The sequence below is a fragment of the Planococcus halotolerans genome (assembly GCF_003289955.1).
Classification (GTDB): domain Bacteria; phylum Bacillota; class Bacilli; order Bacillales_A; family Planococcaceae; genus Planococcus; species Planococcus halotolerans.
Window position 1 is genome coordinate 778,714 of sequence record NZ_QLZR01000001.1, and the last position, 13,970, is coordinate 792,683.

19 protein-coding genes are annotated in these 13,970 nt (G+C 44.9%); 7 read left to right on the top strand and 12 right to left on the bottom strand.

Annotated elements, in window-relative coordinates:
* Positions 1 to 696: 696 nt before the first annotated feature.
* The 4 genes from DP120_RS03850 to DP120_RS03865 form a co-directional block, all read right to left on the bottom strand.
* Positions 697 to 2,349 (bottom strand): b(o/a)3-type cytochrome-c oxidase subunit 1, encoded by a 1,653-nt coding sequence (locus DP120_RS03850; RefSeq protein ID WP_112221971.1) that lies wholly within the window; start codon positions 2,347 to 2,349, stop codon positions 697 to 699.
* Between the two features lie 2 nt (positions 2,350 to 2,351).
* The gene (locus DP120_RS03855; protein ID WP_112221973.1) at positions 2,352 to 2,819 is read right to left on the bottom strand and encodes a cytochrome c oxidase subunit II; all 468 of its coding nucleotides are present in this window, start codon (positions 2,817 to 2,819) and stop codon (positions 2,352 to 2,354) included.
* A gap of 28 nt (positions 2,820 to 2,847) precedes the next feature.
* Positions 2,848 to 2,970 carry a cytochrome C oxidase subunit II gene (locus tag DP120_RS03860; RefSeq protein WP_112221975.1) on the bottom strand — a complete coding sequence of 41 codons (123 nt, stop codon included), beginning with the start codon at positions 2,968 to 2,970 and terminating at the stop codon, positions 2,848 to 2,850.
* A gap of 326 nt (positions 2,971 to 3,296) precedes the next feature.
* Positions 3,297 to 3,998 (bottom strand): Crp/Fnr family transcriptional regulator, encoded by a 702-nt coding sequence (locus tag DP120_RS03865; protein WP_112221977.1) that lies wholly within the window; start codon positions 3,996 to 3,998, stop codon positions 3,297 to 3,299.
* A 199-nt stretch (positions 3,999 to 4,197) separates the two neighbouring features.
* Here DP120_RS03865 and DP120_RS03870 point away from each other — a divergent pair, with 199 nt between their 5' ends.
* The 3 genes from DP120_RS03870 to DP120_RS03880 all read left to right on the top strand — a co-directional run bounded on the left by DP120_RS03870 (position 4,198) and on the right by DP120_RS03880 (position 5,614).
* Positions 4,198 to 4,671, top strand: coding sequence for a universal stress protein (locus tag DP120_RS03870; RefSeq protein WP_112221979.1), 474 nt, complete (start codon positions 4,198 to 4,200; stop codon positions 4,669 to 4,671).
* Positions 4,672 to 4,995: 324 nt separating this feature from the next.
* A complete protein-coding gene (locus tag DP120_RS03875) occupies positions 4,996 to 5,403 on the top strand; it encodes a DUF1259 domain-containing protein (RefSeq protein WP_112221981.1) in 408 nt (135 codons plus the stop codon).
* Between the two features lie 16 nt (positions 5,404 to 5,419).
* On the top strand, positions 5,420 to 5,614 hold the full coding sequence (locus DP120_RS03880) for a hypothetical protein (protein ID WP_112221983.1): 195 nt from the start codon (positions 5,420 to 5,422) through the stop codon (positions 5,612 to 5,614).
* 69 nt (positions 5,615 to 5,683) lie between these two features.
* On the opposite strand, the gene panB is transcribed toward DP120_RS03880, so the two are convergent.
* Positions 5,684 to 6,520, bottom strand: coding sequence for a 3-methyl-2-oxobutanoate hydroxymethyltransferase (gene panB / locus DP120_RS03885; RefSeq protein ID WP_112221985.1), 837 nt, complete (start codon positions 6,518 to 6,520; stop codon positions 5,684 to 5,686).
* A 341-nt stretch (positions 6,521 to 6,861) separates the two neighbouring features.
* On the opposite strand from panB, the gene DP120_RS18570 reads away from it, so the two are divergent.
* From DP120_RS18570 to DP120_RS03900, 3 genes are all read left to right on the top strand, one after another.
* Positions 6,862 to 7,521 carry a hypothetical protein gene (locus tag DP120_RS18570; RefSeq protein ID WP_205854496.1) on the top strand — a complete coding sequence of 220 codons (660 nt, stop codon included), beginning with the start codon at positions 6,862 to 6,864 and terminating at the stop codon, positions 7,519 to 7,521.
* A gap of 18 nt (positions 7,522 to 7,539) precedes the next feature.
* Entirely contained in the window at positions 7,540 to 8,100 is a 561-nt protein-coding gene (locus DP120_RS03895; protein WP_112221987.1) for a TlpA family protein disulfide reductase, read from the top strand.
* A gap of 87 nt (positions 8,101 to 8,187) precedes the next feature.
* Positions 8,188 to 8,604: an NUDIX hydrolase gene (locus DP120_RS03900; RefSeq protein WP_112221989.1), complete on the top strand. Its 417-nt coding sequence runs from the start codon at positions 8,188 to 8,190 to the stop codon at positions 8,602 to 8,604.
* A gap of 120 nt (positions 8,605 to 8,724) precedes the next feature.
* Here the strand turns inward: DP120_RS03900 and DP120_RS03905 are convergent, their stop codons facing one another.
* The 7 genes from DP120_RS03905 to DP120_RS03935 all read right to left on the bottom strand — a co-directional run bounded on the left by DP120_RS03905 (position 8,725) and on the right by DP120_RS03935 (position 13,213).
* Complete coding sequence (locus tag DP120_RS03905; protein WP_112221991.1) at positions 8,725 to 9,264, bottom strand: GNAT family N-acetyltransferase; 540 nt, start codon at positions 9,262 to 9,264, stop codon at positions 8,725 to 8,727.
* Between the two features lie 89 nt (positions 9,265 to 9,353).
* On the bottom strand, positions 9,354 to 9,593 hold the full coding sequence (locus tag DP120_RS03910; RefSeq protein ID WP_112221993.1) for a hypothetical protein: 240 nt from the start codon (positions 9,591 to 9,593) through the stop codon (positions 9,354 to 9,356).
* Positions 9,594 to 9,651: 58 nt separating this feature from the next.
* Positions 9,652 to 10,170, bottom strand: coding sequence for a DinB family protein (locus tag DP120_RS18575; protein ID WP_205854497.1), 519 nt, complete (start codon positions 10,168 to 10,170; stop codon positions 9,652 to 9,654).
* Positions 10,171 to 10,647: a GNAT family N-acetyltransferase gene (locus tag DP120_RS18580; RefSeq protein WP_205854498.1), complete on the bottom strand. Its 477-nt coding sequence runs from the start codon at positions 10,645 to 10,647 to the stop codon at positions 10,171 to 10,173.
* Between the two features lie 19 nt (positions 10,648 to 10,666).
* Positions 10,667 to 11,140 carry a GNAT family N-acetyltransferase gene (locus DP120_RS03920; RefSeq protein ID WP_112221995.1) on the bottom strand — a complete coding sequence of 158 codons (474 nt, stop codon included), beginning with the start codon at positions 11,138 to 11,140 and terminating at the stop codon, positions 10,667 to 10,669.
* Between the two features lie 19 nt (positions 11,141 to 11,159).
* A complete protein-coding gene (locus DP120_RS18650) occupies positions 11,160 to 12,476 on the bottom strand; it encodes an alpha/beta hydrolase-fold protein (protein WP_240611961.1) in 1,317 nt (438 codons plus the stop codon).
* Positions 12,477 to 12,523: 47 nt separating this feature from the next.
* Positions 12,524 to 13,213 (bottom strand): Type 1 glutamine amidotransferase-like domain-containing protein, encoded by a 690-nt coding sequence (locus DP120_RS03935; protein WP_112221997.1) that lies wholly within the window; start codon positions 13,211 to 13,213, stop codon positions 12,524 to 12,526.
* A gap of 360 nt (positions 13,214 to 13,573) precedes the next feature.
* Between DP120_RS03935 and DP120_RS03940 the strand changes: the two genes are divergently transcribed.
* Positions 13,574 to 13,885 carry a hypothetical protein gene (locus tag DP120_RS03940; protein ID WP_112221999.1) on the top strand — a complete coding sequence of 104 codons (312 nt, stop codon included), beginning with the start codon at positions 13,574 to 13,576 and terminating at the stop codon, positions 13,883 to 13,885.
* Positions 13,886 to 13,970 lie beyond the last annotated feature (85 nt).

The window sequence follows — 13,970 nt, forward strand, 5'->3', positions numbered from 1 at the left end:
AGGCTTCGCGTCCGCATATCCTTCCTTTAAGACGTACTTACCTCAAATTTCAGCCTGCAGGAATAAAATCAGCTTAAACATTACTATTCTCATGAATTTATCTTCTATAGTAGATGGCGATCAGTCGAATTCCAGGAAAAACTAATTGCTCTTCCTCTCCCAACTTCTTAAGGGTGAGATTTTCTTTGCTCCATAAGCCCTTTTAGATGAAAAAGGCTTCGCGGACGCGAAGCCTTCCTTTAAGGGATTGGAGTTTTTCGCGCGGCGAAAAACATCCGCTGTTGTTCTTGGGTTTTGGGTGTGGTGGATCTGGAATCTGAGAGTAGCTGAATATCGGAGCACATGTATATGGTGAAAATCTCGTAAAATTAGCACTGCGCACATATTTTCCTGCCACCGCACATAAAACTTCTTTTCCGCACACAAATGTTCCTCACCGCACATAACTGCCAAGATGCAGCAAGAAACCTCTTCCCTCAGGCTATTCTTCTATAAAAACCCGTATCTTTTGCCCAAATTTCCGTTCAAAACCTAAGCCACACACCAAAAAGCCAGCTGTCCGCAGACAGCTGGCTCTTTAACTCCACTATTTCTCTTTATTCCTCGTCAGAAACGCTTGTTTCGACCAATATTGCTGTGAAGAGGATGAAGATCAGCATCAGGGAAATGACCATTGTGAACATAATTATTCAACTCCTACCAAGTTTTGAATCCTTCTGAACCAGGTGGTGCGTGCATGATCATGGAAGAAAGCGGAATCGCGTAGGCGATGATGATCAGGGCAAAAGCGATGCCGATCCAAATCCACCAGTTTTCAAGCCATTTCGGCGTATGCGTCTTGTCGCTTTCGGCCATCGGAAATTCGACCTGGTCTTCCACTTTCACTGCTTTCGGTGACAGGAACATCGACATGACGACAATGTAGATCAATATCATGGCGGACAGGAACAGGATGCTTCCTCCGACTGCCATTGTTACGTGGCTTGTCAGAATTCCGTCGAACCATTCCATGGCGCTCGGATGGTTATTGTAATTCGAGTATGCAGTCCGGCGCGGTGCACCGAGCAAGCCGAGAATATGCTGGGCAGTCGACATCAGCAGCATGCCGATCGACCAGGTGATAATTTGGACAAAAGCTAATATCTGCATTGATTTAGTGAATTTACGGCCCGTCAGATATGGAATGAGCCAGAAAGTGAGACCCATGAATGTCATCGCGACCGGTGTGCCGACCGTGATATGGAAGTGTCCGACAATCCAAAGCGTGTTATGGACAACTTCGTTCAATTGGAAGCTTGCGTTGATGATACCGCCCGCTCCGCCGGGAATGAAGAAGGCCATCGCGATGAAGATGGATGTGAAGCGGACATCTTTCCAAGGCAATTTCTTGAACCAGCCGAACAGGCCGGTTGCGCCTTTTTTGCGTCCTGAAATTTCAAAGTTCGCGAACATGGTGAAGGCTGTCATAAGTGATGGAATGATGACCATGAACGTTAAGACGACCTGCAGGAATTTCCAGAAGTTCGAGATGCCCGGTTCTGTTAATTGATGGTGGAAACCGACCGGAATCGAGAACAGGATGAACAGTACAAACGCCAAACGGGCTAATGAGTCACTGAAAACTTTGACACCCAGGATTTTCGGTACGATGACATACCAGGCGATGTATGCCGGCAACAGCCAGAAATACACAAGTGGATGGCCGAAAAACCAGAACAATGAACGGCTTAATTCAACATTGATCGTATCTGACCAGCCGAAAGCCCACGGAATGTATTGGAACAGCACAGTTGCGACAACACCCAGGCAAGCGATCAGCCAAAGTACGATGGTCGTGATTGTCATGAATGCGAATAGCGGGCTCAATTCGCCTTTATTGTTCTTGCGCCATACGCGGTAATGGCCGATCAATGCAAAACTTGAAATCCATGTGCCGACTACGAATAACGCAAGGCCGACGTAATACCAGCCGCTTGCCATAAGCGGCGCGTAGAAAGTGTAGAGGACCGATGCTTCGCCAGCAACGATCATGGCAGTCGCCAGTACGGTACCGATCAGCGTTACCCAAAAACCGATCCATGAAAAGAGTCTTACTTTTGGACCGAATGTTCCAATGCTCTTGCTCATGCCCGTCACAAAGAAAGCGAAGATGAAAAAAGTTGTATAGATAAGTGCGAGCAGCACACCGTGTGCCGTTAGAATTTGATAATAATCAAGCCATGCAGGCAGTTGAAGTTTGTCGTTTCGGATAAAGACTTGCAGCAGCCCCATCAGCGTTCCAATCAGGAAGGCGATGTAGGCAACGGCGATATACCATAATGCCAATTTACGATCTTGCAGAGCGATCATGTTTAGTACACCTCAATTTCTGTAAACATAAAATGGTGGCCCGTTCCACAGTATTCATTGCAGAGAATTAAATACTTGCCGGGCTTCTCGAAAGTGTAGGCACGGGTTGTAATCTGTCCCGGAACGACCATCATGTTCACTTTCGTGTCGTCGATTGTGAAACTGTGGACGACGTCCTTGCTTGTCACTTTAAAAATGATTTCTTTTCCTGCCGGCACCCGGAGTTCCGGCGCCGTGTAACCGAAAGCCATGGCGACAATCGCTACCTGGTAAGTATCGTCATCAATCTGCGTCACACCCGGATTATCAAAAGGCGCAGTCTGTTCAATTTTTTCCGGATCAATTGTGTCCATCCCGCCTGACGGGTGGTGATCATGCGAAAAAGCGGTAACGCCAACAATGCTTAAAAATACAATTAAAGATATGATTCCGAAAATCAGCCAAATCTTTTCAAACTTATGAAAATGCATTAAAATTTTCTCCCCTCTAGTTCTATCTCTATCTGCCCAAATACATCATATAAACAACAACCCACATCACGACGATGATGACACCCACAACCATTACACTGGCCAGTGTCCCCCGTAAATCCAGTCCATCGTGCTCATTATTTTTGCTCATTTACTTTCACCTCTTACGTCATTCGTTTTATATTGTCAGCTTATGCTTTTCCGCGCCGAGGCATTGTGATAAATATCACACCTGGACAGTTTTTTAATGAAGCTGTCAAATTTCGGACAAAAACTTGGAGATGAATACGCAGCATTCGGCCGATGTACCTGAACGCACGCAAATTGCTTTTTATCGCGCGCATTTTGATTTAATCGCTCGCAAGGTTCCCTTTATCGCACGCATCCTGTTTTAATCGCACGCAAACCATTCTTTATCGCACGCAACCAAATTTTTCCGCAAAAAAAAAGAAGCTTCCCCGTTTCCGGTTCAGCTTCTTAATCGATTTTGCATAAATAAATCGGACATTCTTCACAATTGATCTCATCTTTCAGTCTTGGAATCTGGTGGATGATGAGTTTGCCGTCTTTCATCGAAACCACGCCGTCTTTTTTCAAATCGCTCAGCATCCGGTTCACCACTTCGCGCGTCATGCCGCAGAAATTGGCCAGCTCCTGGTTGGTCAGCACCATATTGATGAGGACACCGTCCGGATGGCTTTCACCATAGCTGTTGCTGAGTCGGATCAGGGTCGAGTACAGTGCACCTTTTTTGCCGTGCAGCAAAAGATCGCGGAATTTCGTCTGGGTCTTTTGCTGGTCGATTCCCGTCCAGCGCATAAATGCCATGGCCAATTGCTGATCCCGCTGCAAAGCCTCTTCCAAATCTTCAATCGTGATTTTGAGGCATTCGGTATCTTCAACAGCTTTGGCATCCAGCCGGTACTTGGAGGGTCCGGAAAATACCGTAATTTCTCCGACCATCTGATTTTCTCCGCAAATTTTAAGAGTCAATTCCCGGCCTTCAGGTGTCACCTTCCCGATTTGGACTTTCCCGGATTTCACCAGGTAAATCCCTCTGATCGGATCGCCTTCCCGAAACAGGTAGCTGCCTTTGGTATATTTCCTGCTGGTGTGGCGGATGGCACTGCCTTCCAACAAGGCTTCATGTATGTCAACTTCCGTATTGCGCTTAGTCAAATTGCTCCAACTTTCCTTCAATTATCGTAAATTAAGAATATCATAATAATAGTTTTTTGACGCAAAATTTTTGTATTTATTTCCTATTAAAATAAAACCATCAGCTTTATCTTTTGTTAACTATTTATCATGAAAAGAAGGAAGATTGAATCAGTGTAGAGAATTGGTTATTGACTAGAGATTTAAGGAGGAGATCATGATGACTCTAAAATATTCTCACATACTGGTAGCCTTGGATGGCTCACGACAAGCCGAATGGGCATATAAAAAAGCGGTTGGCATCGCTTTGCGCAATAATGCTGTGCTGAATTTGGTCAATATTATCGACAATCGTTCTTTTGGCATGGTCGAAGCGTATGACAAAAATAGTGCGAAACGCGCGAAAATTGAAGCCCGGGATCTTTTAGAAAAGCATAAGCAAGAAGCTGAAGCGGCAGGCGTTGAAACCGTAAATGTTATTGTCGAATATGGTGTCGTCAAATCTGTCATACCGAAGGAAATAGCTGAACGGACCGGTGCCGACTTAATCATCTGCGGAGCCACCGGACTGACTGGTGCTGAGCGCATCATCATGGGCAGCATCTCACAGAGCATTGTCCGCCATGCAAAATGCGACGTGCTCGTTGTCCGCACAGAAGATGAAGCCGGAATGGAAGAGCCGGGAAATGAATAGGATTTTTCCTTCTGCAAACCGGTTCCTGAATTAAAGGAATCGGTTTGACTATGTAAAAATTTTAATATGACTTAAGACTCTATTTCTTATACTTAGGTTTATTTGGACAGCAAAGTTGGCAATAGAAGTATAGAACAGAAAACCAATAGTGTTTCTGCTTATTTTACCTATTCACGTTTAGCATATATTGAACTCAATAACAGCGAACTTCGGACAGGATGACACAGACTTTTGTGCTGTTGACAACGCCGGGAAGGATCATTGGATTCTTTTGGGCGTTTTTTAGCGACTTTAATTGGATAAAACTGTAAAGGAGTGGACAATATGAGTCAATTAAAAGAAACAGCAATCGAAGTAGCTTCCCTTTTGGACGCAGAAGTGGAAGTTACTGGCGAAACTTGCCTTGTTAAAAAGAAAAGACAATTGAATATCCATACCGACCAAAATAATTTTTCCTGTATGTTGGAGTTGGATATCTCCTTCAAAAAATTGAAAGATAATGGCCATGCCATGAATATAGCGGAAATTCTTTTATTGCCTGAAGAATTGCCGGCATTCACAGCTGCCTGGTCCAGTTTCTATAGACCATTGCCAGTCAATTTCAAGCAGCGCTGCGAGACAAATCCGAATATCGTCTGCTTGCACCTCGAATCAATGGAATGCCCGAAAGATTTTGCTGCTCGCCTGTCAGCTGCTCTGCAGGCGCTGGAGCCGCTTGAATCCATCAGCTAAGAAAGGAAGACCGGTTATGACCTATATCATTGATCACGCAAAAAAATTCATCCATGAACTGACTTATCAGGAAAAACGCTGCGGCATTGAACAAACGCCGGCTGACCATAGAGAGCTTACCGATTCTGCACCCTATATTTATACCTTGGAAAAGGAAAAAATGTACGCGAAATGCCCATACTGCCATGAAGTACCATTAATAATCGATTGATCTTCCGTAGTGCCTCCTTGATAAAAAAAATCCGGATTCCTTTTACAGGAATCCGGATTTTGTCGCTTTTCAGGATTTGCCGCCATATAATTGCTGAAGTTCTTCTTCTTTCATCGTGAAACGGTGTTCTTCGGCCGGAAATGCGCCGGACTTCACATCCTCCACATAAGCGCCCAAGCCATTTTTCATCACGTCCCCGGCTTCCGCATAAGAACGGACAAATTTCGGAAGATGATGCGACCCGTATTTGACGGTGTCATGGTAAACGAGCACCTGGCCGTCTGTTTCGCTGCCGGCACCAATGCCGATGACCGGAATCGATACGGCTTCCGTCACCTCTTTGGCCAATTGATACGGAATGCATTCCAGCACCAGCATAAACGCGCCCGCCGCTTCACAGGCCTTCGCGTCTTCAATCAGCTTTTTGGCCGCGTCAGCAGTCTTCCCCTGAACTTTAAATCCACCGAGCACACCGGCTGTCTGCGGCAATAAACCCAGATGCGCCACAACGGGAATGCCGGTGCGCGTCAGCAATCTGGTGACGTCAGTCACTTCATCCGCTCCCTCGAGCTTCAGCGCCTCCGCGCCTGTCTCCTGGAAAATACGGACGGCGGTCTGCAATGTGCGGTCGATGTCTCCGTGGAATGAAGCGAATGGCATATCGACCACCAAAAAAGTGTCCTGCGCGCCGCGGCGGGCCGCTTTGCCGTGATGAATCATATCTTCGACCGTCACTTTAACTGTTGAGTCGTAGCCGAGAACGACCATCCCGAGCGAATCTCCGACCAGGATGATATCCATACCTGCTTCTTCTGCGATTTTAGCGGACGGGTAATCGTACGCCGTCAGCATGGCTATTTTCTCGCCTTCTTTTTTCATTTTCGTAAATGTAGCTGTGTTCTTCATTATTTTTCTCTCCTTTTCAGGGAGAAAACCGGACATAAAAAGCCTTCTGTTCCAAAATTGGACAGAAGGACAGGATTTTCATCAGCTGGTTTCCTCCGTCCCTGTCATTGATTGATCAAGGCAGAATGTAATTATAGACTTGCGATTGGTGTGCCGGTGCAGTTCCCTTTGGATACCGCCCTCATTCACACTATAGCAGAAGCTGCAATAGTCTGACAATATTCCCCGCTTTATGTAGGAATGAAGTCTTTCCGAAACCCCTTTTCTTTACAAGCAGATATACTTAAAAATTTTCTTATACCCTGTATAGTATATAATAGCAGCTATTTTTGGAGGTTCTTATGGCTATCATCAGTAAATTAACCATCATTCTAATCATTGCAATCAGTTTTGCTCTTGCTTTCCTGGCTTTCTATTTGATGAGTAATCTGACGAAAGAACAGCGAAAACAGCAAATCAATGAAATCACTTCGCAGCTGATCAACTTCATGCTGTTTCTGTGGCTCGCGAAAATCCTTTTGAATTTGCCTTTATTTGTCCATGATCCGCTTGCAGTCCTCGCTTATCCGAGCAATTCGGAAGCTTTTTATCTGGCGGCAATTTTTACCGGTATCCTTGTCTACGTTAAAACTAAACAGGGAAAAATAGAAGGTGGCCGTCTGGCGCATACATTTCTGCAGATATTTTTGGCTGCTTCATTTGTTTACGAATTCATCCAGATGACTTGGCGTGAAAATCCTTTTTCACTGCCTTACCTCGTCGTCTTTGGTCTATTATTGGCATTATTCCATGTTCTGCAGGGGCGGATGAATCCGCTGAATCAATTCAGCAGCGCGCTCACGGCAGCGGCTGTCGGCTTTTTTACTATCAACTTCATGCTGCCGTACCTTTCAATTTTCGGATATATCGTGGAACCTTGGTTCCTGGCACTGTTTCTTGCCGCATGTTTTGGGCTTCTTATCAATGGCCCTTCAGATCAACCTGAATCCGAATCACATTAAAATTTTGGAGGCATCTTCATGAAAAAAGCTTTATTCTTCACCATAATTGGCGCCATGCTGGCATGGGCCATTTACGATTTCACCATGTCCGGCAATGAATCCGCGAACCAGCAAAGTGAGACTGCTTCTTCCGTTACTTCCAACGAATCGGCTGACGTGGGTCTCGCTGTCGGCCAGACTGCCCCCGATTTCACGCTCGAAACACTGGACGGTGAACAAGCAAGGCTTTCTGATTTCAGCGGCAAAACCGTCTTCGTCAATTTCTGGGCTACCTGGTGTCCGCCATGCCGCGCTGAAATGCCGGATATGCAAAAACTTTACGATAACGAAGATATCGAAATTCTGGCCATCAACTTGACTGATACGGAAAAAAGCGAAGATGGTGTGACATCTTTTGTTGAAGAGATGGGTTTAACTTTCCCGGTTCTAATGGATACAGAAGGTGATATTTCTTCAGCTTATAACGTAAAGGCTTACCCAACGTCATACATGGTAGATGTCGAAGGGAAAATCAGCTATATCGCTTACGGCGCTATGAATTATAATATAATGGTGCAGGAGTATGAAAAAATGAAATAAGTTTTTGGCGGAGGAATATTTCCCGGGAAATAGTTTGAGTTATTGAAGACTCAGCTTAGATAATTAGAGATAAAAGGGGTTATTTTTATGTTTGCAGTAAATGTGGAAGGCGCCATTCATCGAAATGGCAAATGGTTGTTGATCCGGCGAAGTGAAAAAGAGGAACATGCCGGCGGCAGCCTGTCACTGGTCGGCGGCCAATGTGATATCGAAGGCTTTTCTTCTGATATCCTTGAAAGAACCTTGGAACGGGAAATCTTCGAAGAAGTCGGCTGTGAAGTTTCTGGCCTTAAATATGTAAACAGCTCTTCGTTTGTAACGGGTTCAGGGGTGAACGTCATCGACATCGTCTTCATATGCCGTCACCGGACTGGCGAGCCTTTTGCCAAAAGTGTTGATGAAGTTGATGAAGTTTTATGGATGACCACTGATGAAATCCTTGTCCATAAGGAGCTGCCCGATTATCTGAAAATGAATATCAGCCTGGTAGATAAAATGCTGTAAAGAATTACGTCCATTAGGGAGAATGGTGAACTGGGTTCATCCTGGTGTAACGGATTCTCTTAAATAATGCCGCAAAAAAGACGAAGCCACAGTCCCGGCTTCGTCTTTTTTCATAACTCTTCACATGTCTTCAGCAATTTTCCGCCACTCGTCTTCCAGTATCCCCATTTCCCAAAGGCTCCAATAGTCATCGCCAAACTTTTGGTGATCGCGCATTAAGCCTTCTTTCTGGAAACCGGCTTTTTCATAGCAGGCGATGGCGGCTTTATTGAAATCAAAGACTCCCAGCGTGACACGGTGCAGCTTAAGGTCATCAAAAGCGATTTTCAGCACTTGCTGGATCATTTGGCAGCAAAGCCCTTTGCCTTTTGTGTTCGGATCGCCTAAGATGACACGTCCAATCCGTGCCGATCGATTGTTCCGGTCAATGCGGGACAAGGATACATGACCGACCAGCTTTTTAGTTTCGTCGTCGATCACACTATAAATATAAGAAGAAGAATCCTTCTTATTCGCGTCTTTCATATACTCTTTCAATTGAAATTCATTCAACGGGAAGACAAAGCTCGGTCCCGCCCATTGGAGCATGAACTCCGGCGTCTCCACCCAGTCGATCAATTGCTTGAAATCAGCCTGTTCGAAATAGCGTAACGTAATCATTGAAGTCCACTTCCTCTTCAGTAGTTTCAGCTCTTTACTGGTACTCTACCCTATCCCGCCAGGCCCTAAAATCATTTTTAAAAGTTTCTTCACACTTTAAAATCTGCTGCATTTTCTTTTCTGTTTCTTTCTTCCAGGTACTCATCAAGCGCTGATTTTTTAGGTTTCTTGCCAGTTACGATTTTATGGATTTCATTCAGCAACATAAGCCCTCTTATTAAGACACCTAATACAATCCCAAATGCCAGCAGACCGCCGACAAAAGCTCCGAAAAACAATAATAAATAGCCAAGAATCGTGCTTAGCAGTATAGCCGTGAACAACTTCATTCCAATTCCCCCTGTATCTCTCTTTCCACAACACTACATATACGTTATTGTTACCATTTCAACGATGTTTCATTTCCCGTTTCAGCATCCGAATCTGTCCACGGTGGCTGATTTCGTCTTCGAGCACATGAAACCACAGGTAATAATTATTATAGGCGACGCCGTTCGGCCAGGTATTCTCTTCGAACAGCCAAGCTTCATCCTTCGACTTCAGTTGTTTCAATGTCTCCTTACGGACTTCCGCCAATTCCTCGAGGTAGTATTCCAGCGGCTGGTCCTTGATATCACGCCGTCCCTCGTTCCCGAGGCCGAGCGCAGAACCCCAATACGCCATTTCCTCTTCGGTAAAATCGCGTTTCTCGAACGATATCACCTGATGCACTTTTTCTATCGCAGCGATATGCATCAGCAGCGCACCGATTGAGTTGCTGTGCCGCGTCTCCAAATGATCCAGTTGCTGTTGATTCAATCCGCCAATTTCCCAAAGCGTAACGGCTCGTGCGTGTTCAAGCATCGAGACCAGTTCACCGATTTTATCCGGATAGCCTTTCGGCGCTTTAATGACATAATCAATCATCTAATTCAGCTCCTTTTTGTAATACACCAATGTTGCCCGTTCATTAATCTTTTGTTCCTTGCCGGTCCGCTGATATCCAAGCTTTTCATATAAAAGGCAATTCCCCTTTTCTTCAGCGAGCGTCGACAGTTCCCATACTTTGTCGTCGACAAATCTCTCTTCCGCCATCAACATGGCTGTTTGTGCGATGCCCTTCCCTTGATGGGCTGTTCCAATAAAAACCGGACTGATCCACAAGCTGCCATTCGTTTCTTTGCGCACAATATGAATGGCGCCGGCCAGTTCTTCATCAGCTAGTATCATATAATAATGGCTGTTCGGATTTTTTATTCGGTTGACGGTTTTCTCCAGCGTCTCTGTAGCCGGGCTTGTGCCGTAATCCCTGTATTTTTCCAGCAGGGGTGCAAACGCCGCCAATTGTATTTCGTGTATGGCTACGGTGTCTGATTCCGTTGCCTCCTGCAATGTGATTCTCATCTGTCCCGCCTCATTTGTTTTAGTCTTTTTCCACCATCGTCAAAAACGTGGCAAAGTCCGTCTTGAATTCAGCTTCCTTTTTGAACCCGAACTTTTCGTAAAGGCGGATAGCGCGTTTATTGAATGTGGCCACAGTCAGCCGCAGCGGCTTCTCGGGTTGCTGTCCGAGAATTTCCCGCTTTATATAAGCGAAAAATTCGCTTCCCAGCCCAAGCCCAGTCTCGGCCGGCTTCATGCCAAGCCCGAAGTCGATATAGCCCGCCGGATAAACGCCTGATATTCTGCCGGCAGGCACCTGCGCGGAATTGCCGGTGCAATAAAATCCGAAAAGCTCTCTTTCTTCGTTGCGGACTGCCCGGTATGTACCATCGAGAATTTCACTCATCGATTCGTCGTTTACAGTATTGTTGTAGAAGTCGTAGGGATAGGAATAACGCCAGTTCAGGATTTCCTTGGCGACTTCTTCGGTCATTGGTTCTGAAGTGAATTTCATGTTTGCACCTTCTTTTGGATTACTGTTCGAGTATAAGCAGCCTGTGCTCTTTTGTTTTCTTAATCAATTCGAATCGATCCTGTTCAAGAAGCAGCGTTATTCGTTTCGCCTCATCCCATGCAATTCGGTAAAATTCTTCGGTAATAACTCCTTCTGAGAGGGCCACTTCAAGTTCTTCAGCATCTTTTTGAATAATATCTCCGTTAGGCAAAAGAATTATATCCAGAAACAAATCATCCATCCAGGGACGGCCATTTTCATTGCCATTTGCCAAACAAATATCGATATACCATTGGACAACATCGCCCTTTTCATCAAATACTGTCGTTAGCGAAAAACGTTCATTTAGCGGAAAATGCTGGAGCCAGCTATATCCATCGTCCACCACGCATACTTTTCTATCCGGATAGTCGAATATCGCCGGTGCTGAAACTTTGTTCATTGTCAGCAGCGTGACATCTCCAGTGAAACTCCCATCCTGGATTTCCATTTGCCGAAACTCTCTTTTAATAAGTCTGCCCCAGCCTCTGCGATCACCATATTTCCTTTTTAATTGCACTGTGTCCTCTTCCCTGTTCATGAAAGAAAAAAGTGCCGGAACCCTTTGTTGAAAAAATTTATAGTGATGTTCACTTCCTTCAATTGCTTCGAATGCAGCGTGTAGTATTTTCTGCTTTACAATCTTGTAAATCGTTTTGTTGGAAGCCAGAAATTCTTTACTGATGAAAGTACCGGCGCCTGCTTCATCAGTTCCACAGTCCATATAAAAAGTGTTAATACCGGTCAAATCTGCTAATTTCAATAAATTCTCCATATCTTCCTGATTCGCATAAAAAGCGCTTGATAACAAGACTAGATCTTTAAAAACGCGAGGATATTTACAGGCGATATAGAGACTGATCTGCCCTCCCATTGAAATACCGGCCATCGCTGACCAATTTTTCTGGGTACGGTACTTCCCGTCAATCAATGGTTTCAGCTCTTCCACCACAAAGCTGCTGTACAAGTCCCCTATTCCGCCAAACGACAGCGATTCATCCGACAATAATATACGGCTGCATTCGTTATTCGGCCAAGGACAATATTCATCTTTCCGTTCCAGACTATTTTGATCGATAGCAACCACAATTATATCCAGTTCATTTTCATTCAAATATTTTTCCAGCTGGAGTGATGAGCCGTCAATAGCATCTTCATCATTGAAAACATTCTGGCCGTCATGCATATACAAGACCGGGTAGCTTTTCTTTTCGTACTGATAAGCTGGTGGCGTATAAACTCGAATTAATCGTTCATTCTTCAATTTTTCTGAGTAAACCGGAAATGCTTCAAGCATAGTTTGTCTTCCTTCCATGTTAACCGGAGCTTTTCTGGTCAATTATCTTATTTATTGCCTAAATAATGAGTCACCAGCTCTTCTTCATTTCCTGGCGAGACGAAATACGCTTTTGCATCAGGCCGAGAACTGACAATCCTCTTTATTTTCCCATCAATATAGTGAATGGCGGCTCCGTCATCTGCGGCGATTCCCGGCTGCAGGATGGCATCGTCCACCAGCTTCCGATACGTCGGCCTTCTTTCGGCTTCGCCGTCATAATGCGGACAATTGCTGCCACTTAGGAAGCCGAGCGCTTTCAAAGGCTCCAGCTTATCACCGTAGGAATCCGTCACGCCTTCCTCGAACCAGCAGATTGAGCCCGCGCTGATGCCGGCCAATACAATTCCCTGGTCCAGCGCCTTGCGGAAAATTTCATCCAATCCCCACTCTCTCCATAAGACCAGCAGGTTTTTCGTGTTGCCTCCGCCCACATAAATGATGTCCTTATCCAGAACATAACTTTCCAGATCTCTTACCGGCGGTTTAAATAAAGACAGATGGCTCGGCTCGCAATATTCCTCATTGAAAAATTTATAGAAATTCTGGATCAAACTTTCAGCGTCGCCGCTTGCCGTTCCAACGTAGCAGATTTTCGGCTTTTCTTTTCCTGCCTGCTTGAGGATATAACGGTCCAATAAAGGATTTTCCGGTTCCATCAGGAAACCGCCTCCGCCCATGGCGATAATTTGTTTCATAAAGTTTCGCTCCTTCGTTTTCAGTTGGCTTTTCTTTGGGATTTTTGTGGGTTGGGCGTATTTTGGTGGAAGTTGGGCATATTTCGGCTAAAGTTGGGCGTATTCCACTCGAAGTTGGGCGTATTTGGACTAAAGTTGGGCATAAATTGAAAACGCCTCGCAGTTGCAATCTCTCACTTGAGCAAATCTCTTTGTATAGGTAAATATTACCGTTCAAGCTGCTCTATTACAATGAAATTCGGAACATTTTGACTTGCTTGAAATTACACCCCCCTATTTACTGACAGATGAGGTAAAATGGATTTATTAAAGATTTGATTCCAATTGCTGATTCTAAAAATGATTTTAGGAGGAATGCGGGTGGATGTAGATACGGTTTTGAACTTATATATTTTCTTTCTTGCCGCTGCAGCTGTCCTGTGTATGGTGATTGCCTGGTTTATCACTAGAATTTCCGAGAATCTTTTGATCGGTTTTATCAGCATTTTCATCGCCAGCCTGCTCAGCCTGATGCTGATTTTCGGTTGGTTCCAGTCCATGACCATGAATGCTGCGGAAGAGACTATCCATTGGGTTTTCAGCTACGGACTGGTGCTTCTCCTTTATCCGATTTATCTGTTCGTGAATTGGTTCATTTTAAAAAGAGCCCGGCGCTTCCGGGCAGAAGATTAGCAATTTCCCGGTTCAGGTGCCGGGATTTTTTTATGGAAATAAAATATTTCATTTCATAATGAACTTTTCCGGCGTTGCCGTGTCT